This window comes from Dysgonomonas termitidis (genome assembly GCF_054657735.1).
This window is the reverse complement of the sequence record NZ_BAAHYD010000002.1, coordinates 3,971,477-3,991,413: the sequence shown is the minus strand read 5'-3', so window position 1 is coordinate 3,991,413 and position 19,937 is coordinate 3,971,477. Positions and strand designations below refer to the sequence as shown.

The following is a 19,937-nucleotide window of genomic DNA, read 5'->3' as shown; positions in this document are numbered from 1 at the left end:
ATGATGAAAAAGTTAGTTATATCTTTATTATTTGTATTCGTTTTTACATATGTATCTGCTCAGGCGGATACTGAAATTCTAAAGAAATCGACAGATTGGGTTACTTCCTTAGAACTGAACGATAAAGGAAAAGAAGCCCGTCTGGCAGATGTAATATCGACACACCTGACGGCCGTAAAGACTTGGCACGACAGCCATTCTTATACGATGGTTCCGGAAGGCATAAATCCGAAAACCGGAGAGAAGCTGTCAGCCGATGACCGCCAACTGATAGTTGATTCCACAATCCCCAAGACGGTACATGAGGCGTTGATGACAGGGCTCAGGAAAGATCTCACAGAGGAGCAGGTGGAAGCTATTCTGGATAAATACACTATCGGCAAAGTCGATTTTACGATGAAGGCATACCGGGAAATACTGCCTGATATGCCAAAAGAAATGGATGAGTACATACTCAATCATTTGAAGCAGGCAAGGGAAGAGGCTGTGGATTACAAAAGCATGAGGGAGATTTCAGCCATTTTCAAAATACATAAAACCCGGATAGAATTGTATTTATATCAGAATAATTATAATTGGAAGGCTATATACAAAGAATATGTCGACTCCCTGAAAAAGAAGTAAGCTATGTGTACCCGCTCTTTTATATTGCTATTATCTGTCTTGTTTCAGGTCTGTACTGTATCGGGGCAGACAATTTCCGGCTACAGTGTGAAGTGGAATACCCAGAGTGAAAATTCGGCTGAAAGCATGCCCTGTGGCGGTGGCGATATAGGATTGAATGTCTGGGTAGAAAATGGAGACATATTATTTTACATGTCGCGTAGCGGAACATTCGACGAAAATAACACGCTGCTTAAACCCGGACGTGTCCGCTTGAAACTCACACCCAATCCATTTGGTAATGAGTTCAGTCAGGAATTGAATCCGGAAGAAGGATGTGTATATATAAAAGGCAGTGACGGAAATATTACGTCAAAAGTCCATATTTGGGTGGATGTGTTCAATCCGGTTATAAATGTCGATATCTCGAATAATCAGGGCTTGAAAATCGAGGCCTGCTATGAAAACTGGCGTTATCAGGACAGATTGTTACGGAAAGACGAAAGTAACCAGAATTCATATAAATGGGCTGCTCCGAAAGATCTGGTAACGAAAAAGGATGAAGTCAGGTTCGAAGGGAATAAGGTTTTGTTTTACCATCAGAATCAGGGAAAAACCGTATTCGACGTCGCCGTAGCACAGCAGGGATTAAATGAGGTAAAGTCCCTGATAAACAACCCGCTCCATAATCTTGTATTTGGGGGATATATGGAAGCGAAGGGTTTTAAAGCATCCGGTATATCGGAAGGTGTTTATGTAAATACCGATTTCCGGGCATGGAGACTGGAAAGCGAAAAGCTCCTGAAGAATTGCAGTATAAGGATAAAACTTCATACAGCCCAAACGCCGGATATTGCGGCATGGAAGTCCGGATTGGAAAAACCAGTTGTTTCGGACCGGAAAGAGAATAAAAAATGGTGGGCTGATTTCTGGAACCGCAGCTTTATTCATATCGCTTCGGATAATGATGGAAAGGCGAAAGAGATTGCCCGTAACTATCAGTTGTTCCGCTATATGCTGGGATGCAATGCATACGGGGATTATCCTACAAAATTTAACGGTGGATTGTTTACATACGATCCTCAGTACACAGATACCCTTTATCGTTTTACTCCCGATTTCAGGAAGTGGGGTGGGGGAACACATACCGCACAGAATCAGCGTCTGGTCTATTTCCCGATGCTCAGGAGCGGTGATTTTGATATGATGAGATCCCAGTTTGACTTTTATAACCGGCTATTGCCTGCCGCAGAGTTGAGGAGTAAGGTCTATTGGGGGCATGAAGGAGCTTGCTTTACCGAGCAGATAGAGAACTTCGGTTTACCAAATCCGAGTGAGTACGGGTGGAAACGCCCTGACGATTATGATAAGGGGATGGAATATAATGCATGGCTTGAGTATCAGTGGGATACAGCTTTGGAATTCTGCTATATGATACTGGAACATGAGCAATATACAGGCGGGGATATCAAAGAATATCTTCCATTAATTGAAAGCACCCTCCGTTTTTTTAATGAACATTATCAATATCTGGCCCGGCAAAGAGGGCGAAAGGTCTTTGATGAACAGGATAAGCTCGTTTTATATCCAGGGTCGGCATGCGAAACTTATAAAATGGCTTATAATGCGTCATCTACCATTGCAGCGTTGAAAGTCGTCACTAGGGATTTATTAAAGTCCGGATCGTTTGGGGCAGACAGTATCAAACGGGAATATTTCACGGCTTTCCTGTCGAGGATACCTGAAATAAAGACACGGCATACGGGCGGGCATGAAACAATCGCTCCGGCCTGGCTTTGGGAGCGGGTAAATAATACGGAAACTCCCCAGTTGTATCCTGTGTTCCCCTGGGGAATATATGGCGTTGGCAAAGAGAATCTGGAGATAGCCCGCAATACATGGAGATATGATCCTGATGTTCAGAAATTCAGAAGTCATGTGGGTTGGAAACAAGATGCTATCTGGGCCGCGCGTCTTGGCCTGGTTGCCGAGTCGAAAGATCTGGTCGTAAAGAAATTGCGAAGTGCCGGGACCCGTTTTCCTGTTTTCTGGGGGCCGGGGTTTGACTGGACTCCCGACCATAACTGGGGTGGTTCGGGTATGATCGCTTTACAGGAAATGCTTTTGCAGACCGATAGGGAAAAAATCTATCTGTTGCCTGCATGGCCTAAGGAATGGGATGTCCATTTCAAATTGCATGCTCCATATAATACTACTGTAGAATGTAAAGTTGAGAAGGGGACAATTCGATTATTAAAGGTAATTCCGGAAGAAAGATCCGGCGATATTATCGTTAATTTGTAATCATAGCCTTTGATTATAAGGATATGGTCCACTAAAAAATGATGATATTTATGGTATTAAAGATTTGTGTAATTAAAAAAAAGAGACTAATTTTGAATCCGGAAAGAAAAGCAGGTTGGCGGCGGACATCTGTTAGGTAATTAGAGATGAAGGAAAGACACAGAATCAGTCTTCATTCTTTGAATTTATTTGTAAGGTGTTTATTGCCAGTGATATAGTAACTAGTGGTTTGGGCTTCGTCTTTCGCTCGAGTGTGACAAAGGTCACATTTTTTGTTTAGGATATTCATACACACGTGGTGGAATTGGTAGACATGCTACTTTGAGGGGGTAGTGTCCGCAAGGACGTGTGAGTTCGAATCTCATCGTGTGTACGTGTAAGGGTTGGCTATAACGGCCAGCCTTTTTTGTTTACGGCTTACAGCTTTGCCCTGATTGAAAAAAAACATCAATTATTTTGAAATAACAGTCAAAGCTTTGATTAATTCTAAAAAAATATATTAATTTTACACCACCAATTGCGAAAGTAGCTCAGTTGGTAGAGCACAACCTTCCCAAGGTTGGGGTCGCGGGTTCGAGCCCCGTTTTTCGCTCGGATAAAGGCGCATGTGGCGTAATTGGTAGCCGCGCTGTCTTCAGGTGGCAGTGACCTACGGTCGTGGGGGTTCGAGTCCCTTCATGCGCACGGATAACAAATCTCTCCGATTAACTTTGGAGAGATTTATTATTTAAGTCGTATTCTATTTATCGTTTAGTTCAGTTTCAGGCTTCCAACCATATCCTCCGGACGAACCCATTTGTCAAACTCTTCGGCCGTAAGGAATCCTGATTTAATAGCCTCTTCTTTTAATGTTGTTCCGTTTTTATGCGCGGCTTTTGCTATTGCAGCAGCTTTTTCATAACCAATATGTGTATTAAGTGCGGTAACAAGCATCAGAGAATTATCTACCAATTCCTTTATTCGTTTGTGGTTAGGCTCTATGCCTGCAACACAATGGTCATTGAACGATTTACAAGCATCACCTAGTAATTGGGCTGATTGCAGAAAATTAGTTGCGATAACCGGTTTGAAAACATTTAGCTCGTAATTACCCTGTGATCCTGCAATGGAGATTGTTGTATTATTCCCCATAACCTGTACGCAAACCATTGTGATGGCTTCGTTTTGAGTAGGGTTTACTTTTCCCGGCATAATTGACGATCCCGGTTCATTTTCGGGTAATATCAGTTCTCCGATACCAGAACGTGGCCCTGAACCCAGCAGACGAATATCCTGCGCTATTTTGAATAGTGCCACCGCCATTTGATTCAAGGCCCCATGGGTGCCGACAATGGCATCGTGCGAGGCCAGCGCTTCAAACTTATTAGGGGCGGTAATAAAAGGTAAACCTGTAAATTGGGCAATGTATTCTGCTACCTTCACGTCATATCCGTCAGGTGTATTCAAGCCAGTACCTACAGCTGTCCCTCCCAGTGCAAGCTGGGATAAATGCTTCAATGTAGCTTTAGTTGCATCGATAGCATATTGTAATTGAGCTGCATAACCGGAAAACTCCTGTCCTAAGGTTAGTGGTGTTGCATCTTGCAGATGTGTCCGGCCTATTTTTACAATGTCTTTAAAATCATTAGCCTTACTGCTTAAAGCCGTCTGTAGTTCCTGAGCTTTAGGTATCGTTTGCTCTATAATCTTTTTATATGCGGCAATATGTAATGCGGTAGGGTAGGTATCATTTGAAGACTGTGATTTGTTTACATCGTCATTCGGATGGATCGGACTCTTTTCTCCGAGTTTACCGCCACTTAATACCAATGCCCGGTTGGATATAACTTCGTTGACATTCATATTCGATTGTGTACCGGACCCGGTTTGCCATATTACGAGTGGAAACTGGTCATCGAGTTTACCTCCTAATATCTCATCACATACTAGGGCTATCAGGTCCCTTTTCGAAACCTCCAAAACCCCCAGATCGGCGTTGGCATATGCCGCTGCTTTTTTCAGGTAGGCAAATGCATAGATTATCTCTTTGGGCATAGACGCTTCCGGCCCTATTTTGAAGTTATTTCTTGAGCGTTCAGTTTGTGCTCCCCAGTATTTGTCAGCAGGGACTTTTACTTCCCCCATCGTATCTTTTTCTATGCGATATTTCATCTTTGTATCTTAAATTTATTGGTATGAAGTTCGGAATAATTATGATAAAATTCAAGATCTATTGTCCTAAATTTAAATAGAAAGAATTATCCGGAGACGGAATAGAGGAACAGCAGCTTCAAATAACAATGATTGTTACAATGCCTGTCAGCACTGCAACTATTCCCAGGATATTCTGATATTGGAAAAGCTTTTTATCAGAATCCGCGTATTTGCTTATTCTCAAATATCGGTAAATAAGTAATAAACCAATTAGTATTTCTATTACACTGCCGCAGATAAGAGAGAACCAGTAAGCGGCATTGTCCTGGATAACACTGTATCGTATTGTACTTAGTATTACGATGCCTACGACTCCCCAGATAATAATTAGTGGAGCAATGCAGGCCAACCATAAAGCCATTTTTTTTATAACGGGATATTTGTTGAATAAAAAAGATGTTAATCCGAAGATTATTAAAATAATAGCATATATCATGTTGGATTTGTTTAAAGTGAACCCAAATATATCTATACTTTTTCTGAATTTCTATATTTATCTATAAAGAAAGGTGCTGTATCAAAATAATCTATTTGATATAGATAGGTTTTAACGATGTTTTGGTGGAATATTTATCTGATAATTCTTCTCCATACGTAATTCTTCTTTGATCCATGCTTTTTAAATTAAAAGATACATACTAAATACATAATTGCAGAAAAATGCTTGAGTTCTTTTTAACGAAACAGTATAGACCGAAGTAAAAAGTGTTATTTTGGCATTTTTTTATCTAAATTAGTTTGTTTATTCATGAATACTTTTTTCCTTTGTTCATGATTTAATATACTATCTGTTATTTATAGAATTAGTAATGCAAAACACAGTAAAAATTAAGGACGTAAAGGACATAGTCATACGTTTTTCAGGTGATTCGGGGGATGGCATGCAGTTAACCGGAACCATCTTTTCAAACCTTTCGGCAATCTTTGGGAATCAAATCTCCACTTTTCCCGATTTTCCGGCAGAAATCAGAGCCCCTCAAGGTACACTTTCCGGTGTTTCCGGATTTCAGGTACATTTAGGCAATCAGATTTATAATTCCGGAGATAAGGCAGACGTATTAGTTGCGATGAATCCGGCAGCATTGAAAGTAAATGCCAATTTTCTGAAAAGAGATTCTGTTATTATTATTGATACGGATTCTTTCTCGAAAAGAGATATGGAGAAGGCACAGTTTGCTACAGAAGATCCTTTTGTAGAGTTGGGACTTACCACTCAGCAAATAATCTCAGTTCCTGTTACTTCATTGACTAAAAGTAGTCTGGAAGGAATGGAAATGGATATGAAATCGCGTATCCGTAGTAAAAATATGTTTGCCCTGGGTTTGGTTTGCTGGTTGTTTAACCGGCCTCTCGATGTTGCTAACCATATGCTATCGGCTAAATTTGCAAAGAAACCCGTATTGGTGGAAGCAAATCTGAAAGTATTGGCCGATGGATTCAATTATGGACAGAATACCGATACTACCATATCATCATACCGCGTAGAAACCGTAAATGTGGATAAGGGTTATTATCTGGATGTAAATGGTAATACAGCTACTGCTTACGGGCTGATTGCCGCTTCAGAAAATTCAGGTAAGCCGCTTTTCTTAGGCTCATATCCGATTACACCCGCTACTGACATATTGCATGAGCTCGTTAAATTTAAACAGTTAGGAGTTAAGGCCATTCAGGTCGAAGATGAAATAGCAGGAGTGTGTACGGCTATCGGGGCAAGTTTTGCCGGAAGCCTTGCCGCTACCTCAACTTCTGGTCCCGGTCTGGCGCTGAAGGGAGAGGCTATAGGTCTTGCCGTAATGGCAGAATTGCCTCTTGTTGTTGTGGATGTTCAGCGCGGAGGCCCGTCGACAGGTTTGCCGACCAAAACAGAACAAACCGACCTTCGCCAGGCTCTGTATGGACGTAATGGCGAAAGCCCAATTGTTGTTATGGCGGCTGCCAGCCCGACAGACTGTTTCGATATGGCATACTGGGCATCTAAAATTGCATTGGAGCATATAACTCCGGTTATATTACTTACCGACGGTTATATAGCCAATGGTTCATCCGCATGGCGTATACCTGATTTGGATAAGTATCCGTCTATAGTGCCGCATGATGTAAGCCAATATAAGGGCAATGAATGGCGCAGCGCATTACGTGACGATGAAACAATGGTACGTTATTGGGCCGAGGCTGGTCTTGAAGGTTATACACACCGTATAGGAGGGCTCGAAAAAGATTATACCACGGGAGCCATATCTACAGATGCGGCTAATCACCAGAAAATGGTGAACGTGCGTCAGACTAAAGTTAATAAGATTGCTGATTTTATCCCGCAGTTGGAATTAATCGGTGGAGAAGATGCCGACTTGCTCGTTGTGGGCTGGGGCGGTACATACGGACACCTGCGCGAAGCTGTGGAGAAAATGAATGACGCCGGGCAGAAAGTAGCTTTGGCTCATTTCCGTTTTATTAGCCCGTTGCCGAAAAATACAGCTGCAGTACTTAATAAGTTTAAGAAAATTATTGTTGCAGAACAAAATAATGGCCAGTTTGCCGGCTATTTGCAGGAAAAAATAGAGGGATTGCAAATATCCCGTTACAATAAGGTTGAAGGGCAGCCTTTTGCTGTATCCGACCTGATAGAAGCATTCACCAAGAAATTAGGAGAGTAAAACTATGGATGTAAATGTGAAAATGGCCTCATCTCATCAGGCCAAAGATTATAAAAGCGATCAGTATGTACGCTGGTGTCCGGGGTGCGGAGACCATGCTCTTCTCAACTGTTTATATAAAGCAATGGCCGAACTGGATATACTGCCGCATATGACGGCTGTGGTTTCAGGTATCGGTTGTTCTTCACGTCTGCCTTATTATATGAATACATATGGTTTCCATACTATTCATGGACGTGGGGCTGCCGTGGCTACAGGAGTGAAGACTGCAAAACCTGAATTATCTGTATGGCTGGCTACAGGCGACGGCGATTGCCTGGCAATCGGCGGTAACCATTTTATTCACGCGGTTCGCCGTAATGTGGATATAAATATTCTGTTATTGAACAATAAAATATACGGGTTAACGAAAGGGCAATTTTCCCCGACATCCGACAGGGGATTTGTTTCAAAATCTTCTCCGTATGGTACAGTCGAAGATCCGTTCCATCCTGTTGAGCTGGCCTTAGGCGCTCGCGGAACCTTTTTCGCCCGTTGTATCGACGTCGATCTGGCAAATACTACCGAGATTTTGACGCATGCGGCACGGCATAAAGGTACGTCCGTTGTGGAAATCCTCCAGAATTGCGTGATATTTAACGATGCTATCCATGACAATATTGTAGATAAAGCATGGAGGGCCGAACGTACAATATTGCTTAAGCACGGAGAGAAAATGTTGTTCGGAGCCAATAAAGACAAAGGTCTTGTTATGGACGGATGGCAGATAAAAGATGTGATTATAGGACAAAACGGATTTACAATAGATGATGTTCTTGTTCACGACGCTACAATGCTGGATGATACTTTGCATATGAAATTAGGCCTGATGTCTCCTGAAAACGGACTGCCTTTGGCTTTAGGTGTTATCCGCGATGTAGAAGGGCCTACATATGATCAGGGTGTGGCAGATCAGATCAAAGATGTGCAGGCGAAGAACCCTGTGCGCAAGTTAAGGGATTACCTGATGACTAAAGATGTGTGGGAAGTAAAATAATAGTCTGAGATATTCGAGATAATCTTGAAAGCCGGAGAATAATAATACTCCGGCTTTTTTATTTGTAGGGCAAGGCAATTACTTCTATAATCCCGGTTATGAACAAAAAAATAGCAGCAGGAAAAGTCCTGCTGCTTTTTTCATATTTCAAAAGCCTGTTAATGTTTATCTTATCAACAGATTTTTTACATCGGAATTTGTAAGGAATTTAGCGAACTCTATATCGTTAAGAACTTCAGAAGTTGAAAATCCTTTGTCTAATGCTGAGCGCAGGTTACCAACAACACCTGATGTATTATTTGTTCTGGCCGCTACGATAGCCGACAGGTAATATGTTGTAGCATCTTTATTTGCTACAGCATCCAATGTCTGTTGAGCTTTGTTGTAGTTCTTGGTTAATACCTGTGCCAGAGCGGCATTGTTTGTTTTAGCATCGCCGAATGCCTGTACAGCTCTGTTGTAATCACCTTTCTGTATGTATAATAAACCAAGTGCTTCACCCAGTGTATTAGCACCGGAAGCGCTACCCAGCAGTTGTTCTGCTTTAGCGGTGTTACCATCAGCAAGAGAAAGTAAAGCCTGGTTCATATTAGCTTCAGGAGCTTTTGCCGATACCTGTGCCGCTTTGTTGAATGCCTGTACAGCTTTGCTTGTCTGACCGGTTGTATAGTAGTATGCACCTAAGTTATTCCATCCGCGGTAGTCGTTAGGGAATTTCTGAGTAACATAAGTATAGATCTTCTCTTTAGAAGTTCCGTTCAGATTTGCAGCATATAACAGTTCCTCTACTGAAAGGCCTGTAAGGTCGGAATTTGCTGCGTTCTTCAGTTCTTCATCTGTCTTACCGATAACTTCGATATTTGCAATCAGGCGTGAACGACGAAGTTTAGGAAGGATTGTTTCTGCTAATCCGGAATATACTGCCGAGATGTTTTTGATTTCTTTTTCCCTTGTTTCAGTGTCAGGATACATGGAAAGAACTCTCAATACGATATCTTTATCCTGAAGGCTTGATGCCTGAACCAGTTTTTGGAAACCTTCCCAGTCCTGAGCGGTATATTTGGCATTGATTTCTGTATCTATATTCTTCTTTTTGAAATCTTTGGTAAGATAGTCTGTTGTATTTTTCTCACGTTTTTCAGCAAGTTTTTCATTCAGCTCATAACCACCGTCGGGAGAAGCATAAGCAGATACTTCTACATTTATGTTTTTCCGGTCATTAGAATCAGCTTCTTTTACCAGGTCTTTCCATGCGGCAAGATTTGTAGAGTTCAGCTCGCTTGAACGCAATTCAGCTTGTTGGATAAGGAACATGATATCCGCATCATATGCCTCTTTGATGATACGCTGGAAAGCATCGGGTGCTACAGCCGGAGTGGTAGTCGCAGCACTGGCAAGCGCCTGAGTAGAAACTACGCCGTCAGCTATTTTTACATCAGGGAAGCCTGCTACGGTTTTTCCGTTTCTGGAGAAGTCGAATCTTAAGAATAATTCCGATTTCTTCATTGCCGGAGTGTAGTCAAATTCTGACCGCAGGGTGATAGCGCTCCCACTTTCGAAATTAACAACAGTACCGTTTCCTGCAACTTTTTCGCCCTGATAAGAGTAAGAAGTGCCAAGGGCTTCGCCTCCGCTGTATTTCAATACAGGGGTAACAACTACTGATGTGCTTTTTTCGAACCATTTGGCAGGGAAACGTCCGTTGATTGTCACCGGTACTTTTGTGCCCACTAATTCGAGTGGAGAAGGGTTAGTTGTGAACAGAGAATTTGCTAACGGGGTCATTGTCTTTTTGCTACAAGATGTTCCTAAAATCGCAACCAGAGCAATTAATGAAAATAATAGCTTTAATTTTTGCCTTTTCATAGCTTTTTAAAAATTATTGATTTATTATATAATATATAGACATTCCTTACTTGGTACAAAACTACTTTTTTTCTTCTTGAATAGAAAATGTCTATATGCTATTTATAGATATAAAGAGGAGTTTTAATATTTTTTAATCTTTAAGCATTTTGATGCTTGTGACCGCTGGTCCGAAAATATTATTTTCGCGGAATGCCGCGTACACTTTTTCGTTCAGGTCTACGTTTATCGAAGCATAATCTCCACTATCTGCCCATACCCGTATTGTAACATCCAATGTCCCATTGTTCAGCATTGTAACGCCAATGAACGGTTCGGGGGTATCCTTTATAGAAGGATTATTTTTGATAACAGATTGGAGGATAGATTTTACATTATCTACATCTGCACCATAGCCCAGCGTAAATGTAATGTCTATACGCCTTTCCTTTTGGCTCGAATAGTTGGTTATAGTTCCTGTGGATAAAGGGCCGTTCGGTATATATATGGTGCGGTTGTCTCCCGTCAGAAGTATTGTATATAGAATACCGATGGCTTGTACCGAACCATCCATGCCTTGGGTTACAATCCGGTCCCCCAGTTTGAATGGTTTGTTTATCAGAAGCATGACTCCTCCGGCAAAGTTAGATAAGTTGTCTTTCATGGCCATACCCACAGCTAAACCTGCGGCAGCAAGAATAGCGGCAAAAGACGTCATCGAAAGTCCCAGTATATTCACTATCGATAAGAACAGGACGAGCTGTAGCGTAATATTAGCCAGGCTGTCAAGAAAACTTTTTACAGTAGCTTCAATCTGGCGTCTTTCCAGAAAGCGGTCGATGAATTTTCTCAGCCATTTAATCACCCATCGTCCGATGATAAACACAATTGCGGCAGCAATAAGTTTCAAACCTAAAGTCACGGCATGGTCGAAAATCTTGTCAAGGAAATTGTCTATGGCAGATACCGATAATTCTGCATTTTGGAGCGTATCTGCAGGGATAATGTTTAGTAGCATGTTTTTTTAATTTTTGGTTCAAAATTAATTATTATTGGATGAATGAACAGCTTTTTTGAGCGATTATTTTAACTGTATAAGGGTGTAGATTGTTATTTTTTTATTGTTTATGTGAATGAGCATCTGAATACGATTATTTTCAAAAATATGCGATATTTCTGAAAAAACGTATCTTTGCACTCTTGATTTTAATGGAAAGAATAAGTGGAAGATACACATATACTTGATTTAAAAGGGTTCCTGGATAAGAAAGCAGCGCAATACAATACTCCCGGATTTATAGCTAACGACCCTGTTTGCATCCCTCATGGCTTCGCATCGAAACAGGATAAGGAGATTATGGGATTCTTTGCATCCATATTTGCCTGGGGACAACGTAAAACGATCATAAATAAATGCAGGGAGCTGGCTCAGCGAATGGATAACAGCCCCTATGAATTTATTATGCAACATAAAGATTCCGACCTGAAAAAAGTATTGGGGTTTAAGCACCGTACATTCAATGATACCGACCTGTTATATTGTATCCATTTTATGAAGCGGCATTATTCTGTATATAATAGCTTTGAGGATGCATTCTTTCCGGATGAAAATATGACCGTTGAAGCCGCGCTCAACCATTTCGAAACCTATTTTTTCTTACATCCCGATGCTCCCCGGCGTACCCGCAAGCACATACCTTCGCCTGCCCGTAAGTCGGCGTGTAAGCGTCTCAATATGTACCTGCGCTGGATGATCCGCAGCGATAATAATGGGGTAGACTTCGGATTATGGAACAAAGTAAAGCCCAAAGATTTGATTTGCCCGCTCGATCTGCATGTGGAACGCACAGCCCGCAAGCTGGGGTTACTGTATCGTGATAAGCCGGATTGGCAGGCTGCATTGGAGCTGACCGCTAATCTCAGGTTGCTGGACGCTGCCGATCCCGTGAAATATGATTTCGCCCTTTTTGGTATTTCCATTGAGGAAAAATGTATTATCGAAAGTACTTAGAGCCTGTTTCAATTTTATATGAATACTTTATTATAATACTATTTTCGTTCATTTTCAGTCTCTTTTTATCCGATTTTCCCCTTTTTTCAGCTTGAATAGCCCGCTATTCGCACTTCAAAAAAGAAAAAATCATTCTAAAAATAGTTCTGAAAATCTGAACGAATAAAATTTAGACAGGCTCATAACAAATGCACATAATTCACGTTTTATACATGGTAGGTTATTTTTTTCGTATATTTGCAGCGTGTAAGTTTGCATAGAAAGAAAGGAAATGGGAAAGTTATACATCATACCTACGCCCGTAGGTAATCTTGAGGATATGACGTTCAGGGCAGTGCGACTACTGAAGGACGCTGCGCTTATACTGGCTGAAGATACACGTACTACAGGTATCCTCTTAAAGCATTTCGATATACAGAACAAAATGCAGTCTTATCATAAATTCAACGAACATAAAGCTGTTTCACATATAGTCAACAGGCTCAATGCAGGAGAAGATATTGCCTTGGTATCCGATGCGGGCACGCCCGGTATATCCGATCCGGGGTTTCTGGTTGTGAGGGAATGTGTGAAAGCCGGTATTGATGTGGAATGTTTGCCGGGTGCCACGGCTTTTGTTCCTGCACTGGTATCGTCGGGTATCCCGTGCGACAGATTCTGTTTCGAGGGGTTTCTGCCCCAGAAGAAAGGGCGTATGACCCGATTGAAAATCCTGGCAGAGGAAACCCGCACTATCGTGTTTTACGAGTCTCCCCACAGGGTATTAAAAACACTGGCCCAATTGGCCGAATACATGGGAGAAGACAGGTATGCCGCTACTTGCCGCGAGATATCGAAGGTATATGAAGAGACATGCCGTGGAACATTGACGGAACTAATATCTCACTTTTCGGTGAACGAACCACGTGGTGAGTTTGTTATAGTCCTGTCTGGTAAAAATGGATGAATAAATTCGATAATAAAACTAACAAGTTAAATATTTGTATATGAAAAAATTATTTGTAGGATGCTTTTGCTTATTAGCTTTAGCGTCATGTAACGTAAAAAATTCGGATGAATATAAGGCTTTACAAGCCCAACGGGACTCCTTGTTGCAGGTTAGTGCTCAGGGGAATACTGAACTGGCTGAAATGAACAGCCTGATAAACGATGTGGAGGAAAATTTCAGACAGATAAGGGAAGCCGAAAAATATCTGACTATAGAATCCAAATCGAAAGGTGAAATGTCGAACGACACTAAAACCCGTGTCAGGGACAATTTTGAAATGATAAATGAAATCCTGAAAAAGAATAAAGCAGATATAGATAAGTTGAATCAACGTCTGAAGGGTAATTCGGGACAGATGGCCGGCCTGAAGTCTACAATCGAACGTCTGAATGCGGAGCTGACCGAAAGGGCAAATACAATATCCGAGCTGCAGTCGTCCCTTGCTACACGCGATGCCCAGATCGCTTCGTTGCAGACAGATGTGAAGTCATTGACAGAAAATGTGGATAACTTATCTACGCAGACTGCTGAACAGGCCTCTAAGATCAAAGAGCAGGATAAGGAATTAAATACTGCTTATTATATGTTCGGTACATCCAAAGAACTGAAGGAAGCTAAAGTCGTTACAGGTGGATTCCTTGCGTCAAACAAGATACTGAACGAAGGTATCGAGAAAAGCAAATTTATAAAGGTGGATATACGTGATACTCAGAGTATTCCTGTATATGACAAGAAAGCTAAGCTTTTGTCGGACCATCCGAAAGACAGCTATACCCTGGATAAAGATGCAAGCGGTAAAGTGGTTATTAAAGTGACGGATTACAAGAGATTCTGGAGCCTGACCAAATTCCTCGTAGTAGAGGTAGGATAATAACGGATCTCACATTCAATATAACATTAGGCCGGTACTGAATAAAGTACCGGTTTTTTGTTTTTTTGAGGAAAATATTTATCTATGTATTTAGCCGGTAGCCTTTGGCTGACAGTTCTTTGAAGTATTGAAGGAGCCCCCTAAATTGGCTCCGCCGAACGTTGTTTCCCCTCGGGGGACTTACAGAGAGGGAAAAAGGAACAGATAAAAAATAGTGGGAAAAGTGTAACTTTTGTAACTTTTTTGATATAGTTACGAGTTACTGCGCCCTACGGGCAGTTACAAGTTACGAGTAGACAAGTTACGAGTAGACAAGATACGGGTTGTTAACTGCTGACTGTTTACTGTTAACTGAAATAAGTGTTACCTTTGTTACCTTTTAACAGTTACAAGTTACGGGTTGATGACTGTTTACTGTTTACTGTTTACTGCTAACTGCTAACTGTTAACTGATATATCTGTTACCTTTGTTACCTTTTGCGTCTTTGCGAGAGTATATTGTTAACTGATGACTGTTGACTGTTCACTGAAAAAACTCTTACCTTTGTCAGATGAAAACGATTCTCACTACTTTTAATGCTAAGTATATCCATACTTCATTGGCTCTTCGTTGGCTTTATGTGGCTAACAAAGACCGCTTTGACATTTCGTTTAAAGAATATACCATCAAAGAGCAAGTGGAGAAGGTAGCCGGAGAATTACTTGACAGTGGCTGTGATGTGATAGGTATAAGTGTATATATCTGGAATGTAGAACAGACAAGAGAATTGATTTCGCTACTGAAAGCAGGGAAGCCGGACCTAACTATTATTCTTGGAGGGCCGGAGGTGATGTATGAGCCGGACTTTTTTCTCCGCAACTGGAATATCGACTATGTAATAGGAGGTGAGGGAGAGTTTGTTCTGGGTGAATTATTAGCTGTTATTGAGAAAGGATATGCCGTTGAGATAAAGGGGGTGTCATCCCGCGAATATATCAGCAAAGTAATTGTGCAGGCCGATCTGGAAAAACTTGCGTCTTTACCTTCGCCATACATGCTGGAAGAGGACAGGGACGATATGAAAAACCGGCTTGTGTATTTCGAAACCTCCCGCGGATGCCCTTATCAGTGCCAGTATTGCCTGTCATCGCTTGAGAAAGGTGTACGCTATTATCCTAAAGGATATATATTGGAGAATCTGGGGTATATGATAGATAACGGCGCTAAACAAATCAAGTTTCTCGACCGTACTTTCAATCTGAATAAGGAGCATACACATACTGTGTTTGATTTCCTTATTAAGAACTACCGTCCGAATCTTAGTTGCCAGTTTGAGGTATATGCCGATCTACTCAGGGACGAAACGATTGATTATCTGAATACGAACCTGTCAAAAGATTTCTTCCGTTTCGAAATAGGTATCCAGTCCACATATGAGCCTACGAATGTTGCTGTAAGGCGCAGGCAGGATTTTCAGCTGTTGGCTGGCAACGTAAAGAAAATAATGAATGGAGGTAAAATAGACCTGCATCTCGACCTGATAGCCGGACTGCCCTATGAAACATTGGGGCGTTTTATAAAATCGTTCAATGATGTATTTTCATTGGGGGCAAAGGAGGTACAACTCGGCTTTCTGAAAATGCTGCGGGGAACCAACCTGAGGAAACAGGCCGGGCAATATGGCTACAAATACGATGAGCAGGCTCCTTACGAAATAGAGTGCAACGCGGATATCTCCAGTCAGGAACTCGATCGTGTACATGAAGCGGAACACGCATTGGAGAAGTTCTGGAACAGCGGACGGTTTCCCCATACGATGAATGAATTGTTCGGGACTTATTATCCGGGACGTTACTTTGAATTATTCGACGAAATAGGGCAATACTACAAGGCGCGGAATCTGCCTCACCGCGGCTATCAGCTGGAGGACTTATTCCGCTATCTGCACAGTTTCCTGTTATCGAAAGATATTGACTTGCTCGAATGTTTACGGACAGACTACTATAATAATTTTACCCGCAGGCCGCAGGGCTTCTGGACGAATATGATGGATAAGAAACTGCGGAAGCAATTGTTGTATCAGATAGGACAGGATAGAGGCTTCCTGTCGAAGTACAGGCTGAACCGTAAGATTATAGAAAAGCAGACGGCGGTTGACTATATATCGGACAATGAATACCTGCTTACTGTATTTATTGATAATAAGCGTCTGTCGATACCTTATTCTGCGCAGGGTGAGCAATAAAAAAGCAACACCTTTGCGGAATTGCTTTATGTTTATGATATGCAATTTATAATGCTTTGTATATTGGGGTGCTTAAACTAAAAGATAAGATGTAATTGTAGCTGTTTCTCAAATATTTACTAAATTGGCAGACAATTAGATCAGGTAGTTACAGTGACTATTAAGTATGAAACATTTTATATACATATTAATTTTATCTCTTATGGCTGGATGCACAAGTGTTTCCTCTGACAAAGAGGATATTAAAGCTACAATCATAGCTTTGGAAAAACATGCATTAGAACTGTGGAACGATGGAAACCCTGACGGGTTTATTGAGTTATCTTCTGATGATGTTGTTTATTTCGACCCGGCTTTCGAGAATAAACTCGAAGGAAAGAAGGCTCTCGAAGAATATTATAACACCATCAGGGGAAAGATCAAAATCGACTTGTATAAAATGATCGATCCGGTTGTACAGGTATCAGCAAATACTGCCGTCTTGGCATATGATTATGAAGCTCATAGAGACGGCCAGGTGTTCAGGATGCACTGCACGGAGGTCTATAAATCAGATTCATCGGGCCAGTGGGAAATTATACACACTCATTGGTCTTTTGCCCAGCTTTATAAGTAGCGGATCAGCCTTCTTTCAATATCCTGTAATATGCAGGCCAATTATTATATAGAGCCTCCATCGAAGGCAATACTATATTGGCTCCGGCCTCAACCAATACTTTGTCGGGCATTGGCCCCGTATTGACGGCAATCGTGAAAATTCCGGCAGCAACAGCCGCTTCCACGCCGCGGGGTGCATTTTCAATGACTATGGCTTGGTCCGGGGTTAATGCGTCACCTTTTTTCAATCCCATCAGGTAGGGCTCAGGATGAGGCTTACCATGCTTAACGTCGAAGGCAGTTACCATCTTGTCTTTGGCAAATAGTCCGGGAAAGTTGTATTCCAGCTTATTGATAAGTGTAGGCTGCCCCGATCCGGTGACAAGGACAGGTGTAAGTCCGTCTTCGTTTACTTTCTTAACGAAGCCGTAGGCAAAAGGAATAAGAGCGCCATCGTTGTATTTTGTGAAGAGTTCCGTTTTGCGTTTATATATGGTATCTGTTTCCTGTTTAGTGGCATCCCTCCCTTTCTCCCTGTTCATCAGGTGATTGATGGTTTTACTGCCGACCATGCCTTCATACAGATAAAATTCTTCGGGGGTACTGGGGATATCGAATTCATCCATTGTCTCCTTCCACGATTTGGCATGCCATTTCATGGAATCGTAAAGAACCCCGTCCATGTCGAATAGTACGGCTTTGAGATCGAAGCGGATATAGTTGTGTTTGTTGAGATAGTTTTTAAATGGAGTAGTCATTATTATGAAAAATAGAATTAATTATCAGTACAAAGATAAGACAATATTTTTGATAGAGATGTAATGTATAAATGTCACAAAATATCAAAAAAGGAATCTTTTTATTTGTATTTCCGAAAAAATGGAATAACTTTGTCAATCGAAAAATGAAACTTATGTTGATGCATAGTAATATTATTATTAGTTCACTCATTATCCTCTGGAGAAATTTAGGGTGAGCATTGCTATGTAGAAAAAATATAAAGAAAAAACAGGGCCTTTCTCACTCTTCAGTAGATGAGAAAGGCTTTTTTTATGTAAAACAAACAGTATACTAAATCAATTAGAAAAGTTATGGACAAGTTATTTATTTTTGACACCACATTGAGAGATGGAGAGCAAGTACCGGGTTGCCAGTTGAATACTATCGAGAAAATCGAAGTAGCCAGAGCTCTCGAGTCGCTCGGTGTTGATGTTATCGAAGCCGGATTTCCCGTATCCAGCCCAGGTGATTTCAATTCGGTAGTGGAAATATCTAAAGCCGTAACCTGGCCTACTATATGTGCTCTTACACGTGCCGTGGAAAAGGATATTGAAGTAGCAGCCGAAGCATTGAAGTATGCTAAGAAAAAACGGATACATACAGGTATAGGTACATCGGAATACCATATTAAATATAAATTCAACTCTACTCAGGACGATATACTTGAACGTGCAGCAGCATGTGTAAAATATGCGAAACGCTTTGTAGAAGATGTGGAGTTTTATGCCGAAGATGCGGGGCGTACCGATAATGCCTATTTGGCAAGGGTCGTGCAGGCGGTAGTAAATGCCGGGGCGACAGTTGTCAATATTCCTGATACAACAGGTTATTGTCTGCCTACTGAATATGGGGCAAAAATCAAATACCTGATAGATCATGTGGATATGAAAAATGCAATTCTGTCCACACACTGCCATCAGGATTTAGGTATGGCGACAGCCAATTCCATAATGGGGGTGCTTAACGGGGCGCGCCAGGTAGAGGTGACAATCAATGGTATCGGAGAACGTGCCGGAAATACATCACTTGAAGAAGTTGTGATGGCTATCAGAAGCCATAAAGAACTGAACATCGGAACAAATATCAATACACAGAAGATATATCCTGTAAGCCGTCTTATCTCTAATCTGATGAATATGCCTGTGCAGCCGAATAAGGCGATCGTTGGGCGTAATGCTTTTGCCCATTCGTCGGGTATCCATCAGGATGGAGTGTTGAAGCATCTTTCCACATATGAGATTATAGACCCTAAGGATGTCGGTATCGATGATAATGCAATCGTACTGACTGCTCGCAGCGGACGTGCAGCACTGAAAAACAGATTAAATTTGCTGGGTATAGAAGTAGATGATGATCAGTTAGCAGAACTGTACCAGCGCTTCCTGGATCTGGCCGACCGGAAAAAAGATATAACGGATGAGGACCTATTGATTTTGGCCGGAAAAGAGACCGATAAAATGCACCGTATTAAGCTGGACTTCATGCAAACCACATCAGGGAAAGGCGTAAAATGTATCGGTGTGGTCGGACTGGATATCGCCGGAGAAAAATTCCAGGCATCGGCAACAGGAAACGGCCCGGTAGATGCAGCTATCAAAGCGGTAAAAGAAATTATCAAACGCCAGATGGTGATAGAAGAATTCCTTATTCAGGCGATCAATAAAGGTAGTGACGACACGGGCAAAGTGCATATGCAGGTATCGCATGAAGGACAGAATTATTACGGTTTCTCGGCAAATACAGATATTGTGGTAGCCTCTGTAGAAGCCTTTATCAATGCAGTAAACAAGTTCGTAAAATAATCAACATAATAGATTCAATAGAAAA

General features: G+C 41.6%; 15 protein-coding genes and 3 tRNA genes. 13 read left to right on the top strand and 5 right to left on the bottom strand.

Going from position 1 to position 19,937, the window contains the following annotated elements:
• The 5 genes from ACYQ3L_RS20690 (at position 1) to ACYQ3L_RS20670 (ending at position 3,591) form a co-directional block, all read left to right on the top strand.
• The gene (locus ACYQ3L_RS20690) at positions 1-624 is read left to right on the top strand and encodes a DUF3826 domain-containing protein (RefSeq protein ID WP_379999751.1); all 624 of its coding nucleotides are present in this window, start codon (positions 1-3) and stop codon (positions 622-624) included.
• A 3-nt stretch (positions 625-627) separates the two neighbouring features.
• A complete protein-coding gene (locus ACYQ3L_RS20685) occupies positions 628-2,907 on the top strand; it encodes a DUF5703 domain-containing protein (protein ID WP_379999753.1) in 2,280 nt (759 codons plus the stop codon).
• Positions 2,908-3,196: 289 nt separating this feature from the next.
• Positions 3,197-3,280: transfer RNA gene (locus ACYQ3L_RS20680), tRNA-Leu, on the top strand.
• A 146-nt stretch (positions 3,281-3,426) separates the two neighbouring features.
• Positions 3,427-3,499, top strand: a tRNA-Gly gene (locus tag ACYQ3L_RS20675).
• Positions 3,500-3,508: 9 nt separating this feature from the next.
• Positions 3,509-3,591: transfer RNA gene (locus tag ACYQ3L_RS20670), tRNA-Leu, on the top strand.
• 66 nt (positions 3,592-3,657) lie between these two features.
• Here ACYQ3L_RS20670 and fumC read toward each other — a convergent pair.
• On the bottom strand, positions 3,658-5,058 hold the full coding sequence (gene fumC / locus ACYQ3L_RS20665) for a class II fumarate hydratase (protein WP_379999755.1): 1,401 nt from the start codon (positions 5,056-5,058) through the stop codon (positions 3,658-3,660).
• 118 nt (positions 5,059-5,176) lie between these two features.
• The gene (locus ACYQ3L_RS20660; protein WP_379999757.1) at positions 5,177-5,461 is read right to left on the bottom strand and encodes a hypothetical protein; all 285 of its coding nucleotides are present in this window, start codon (positions 5,459-5,461) and stop codon (positions 5,177-5,179) included.
• A 448-nt stretch (positions 5,462-5,909) separates the two neighbouring features.
• Between ACYQ3L_RS20660 and ACYQ3L_RS20655 the strand changes: the two genes are divergently transcribed.
• Complete coding sequence (locus ACYQ3L_RS20655) at positions 5,910-7,757, top strand: 2-oxoacid:acceptor oxidoreductase subunit alpha (RefSeq protein WP_379999759.1); 1,848 nt, start codon at positions 5,910-5,912, stop codon at positions 7,755-7,757.
• Positions 7,758-7,761: 4 nt separating this feature from the next.
• Entirely contained in the window at positions 7,762-8,793 is a 1,032-nt protein-coding gene (locus tag ACYQ3L_RS20650) for a 2-oxoacid:ferredoxin oxidoreductase subunit beta (protein ID WP_379999761.1), read from the top strand.
• Between the two features lie 165 nt (positions 8,794-8,958).
• Here ACYQ3L_RS20650 and ACYQ3L_RS20645 read toward each other — a convergent pair whose 3' ends face one another.
• Both ACYQ3L_RS20645 and ACYQ3L_RS20640 read right to left on the bottom strand, forming a co-directional pair.
• Complete coding sequence (locus ACYQ3L_RS20645) at positions 8,959-10,659, bottom strand: tetratricopeptide repeat protein (protein WP_379999763.1); 1,701 nt, start codon at positions 10,657-10,659, stop codon at positions 8,959-8,961.
• A 133-nt stretch (positions 10,660-10,792) separates the two neighbouring features.
• Complete coding sequence (locus ACYQ3L_RS20640; RefSeq protein WP_379999766.1) at positions 10,793-11,656, bottom strand: mechanosensitive ion channel family protein; 864 nt, start codon at positions 11,654-11,656, stop codon at positions 10,793-10,795.
• A gap of 204 nt (positions 11,657-11,860) precedes the next feature.
• On the opposite strand from ACYQ3L_RS20640, the gene ACYQ3L_RS20635 reads away from it, so the two are divergent.
• From ACYQ3L_RS20635 to ACYQ3L_RS20615, 5 genes are all read left to right on the top strand, one after another.
• A complete protein-coding gene (locus tag ACYQ3L_RS20635; protein WP_379999768.1) occupies positions 11,861-12,649 on the top strand; it encodes a TIGR02757 family protein in 789 nt (262 codons plus the stop codon).
• Between the two features lie 271 nt (positions 12,650-12,920).
• On the top strand, positions 12,921-13,595 hold the full coding sequence (rsmI, locus tag ACYQ3L_RS20630) for a 16S rRNA (cytidine(1402)-2'-O)-methyltransferase (protein WP_379999770.1): 675 nt from the start codon (positions 12,921-12,923) through the stop codon (positions 13,593-13,595).
• 40 nt (positions 13,596-13,635) lie between these two features.
• A complete protein-coding gene (locus ACYQ3L_RS20625) occupies positions 13,636-14,508 on the top strand; it encodes a Cbp1 family collagen-binding glycoprotein adhesin (protein WP_379999772.1) in 873 nt (290 codons plus the stop codon).
• 551 nt (positions 14,509-15,059) lie between these two features.
• Positions 15,060-16,733, top strand: coding sequence for a B12-binding domain-containing radical SAM protein (locus ACYQ3L_RS20620; protein ID WP_379999774.1), 1,674 nt, complete (start codon positions 15,060-15,062; stop codon positions 16,731-16,733).
• 202 nt (positions 16,734-16,935) lie between these two features.
• A complete protein-coding gene (locus tag ACYQ3L_RS20615) occupies positions 16,936-17,349 on the top strand; it encodes a YybH family protein (protein WP_379999776.1) in 414 nt (137 codons plus the stop codon).
• Between the two features lie 4 nt (positions 17,350-17,353).
• Here the strand turns inward: ACYQ3L_RS20615 and ACYQ3L_RS20610 are convergent, their stop codons facing one another.
• Positions 17,354-18,088 (bottom strand): inorganic diphosphatase, encoded by a 735-nt coding sequence (locus tag ACYQ3L_RS20610; RefSeq protein WP_379999779.1) that lies wholly within the window; start codon positions 18,086-18,088, stop codon positions 17,354-17,356.
• Between the two features lie 333 nt (positions 18,089-18,421).
• Here ACYQ3L_RS20610 and ACYQ3L_RS20605 point away from each other — a divergent pair, with 333 nt between their 5' ends.
• Positions 18,422-19,912, top strand: coding sequence for a 2-isopropylmalate synthase (locus ACYQ3L_RS20605; protein ID WP_379999781.1), 1,491 nt, complete (start codon positions 18,422-18,424; stop codon positions 19,910-19,912).
• Positions 19,913-19,937 lie beyond the last annotated feature (25 nt).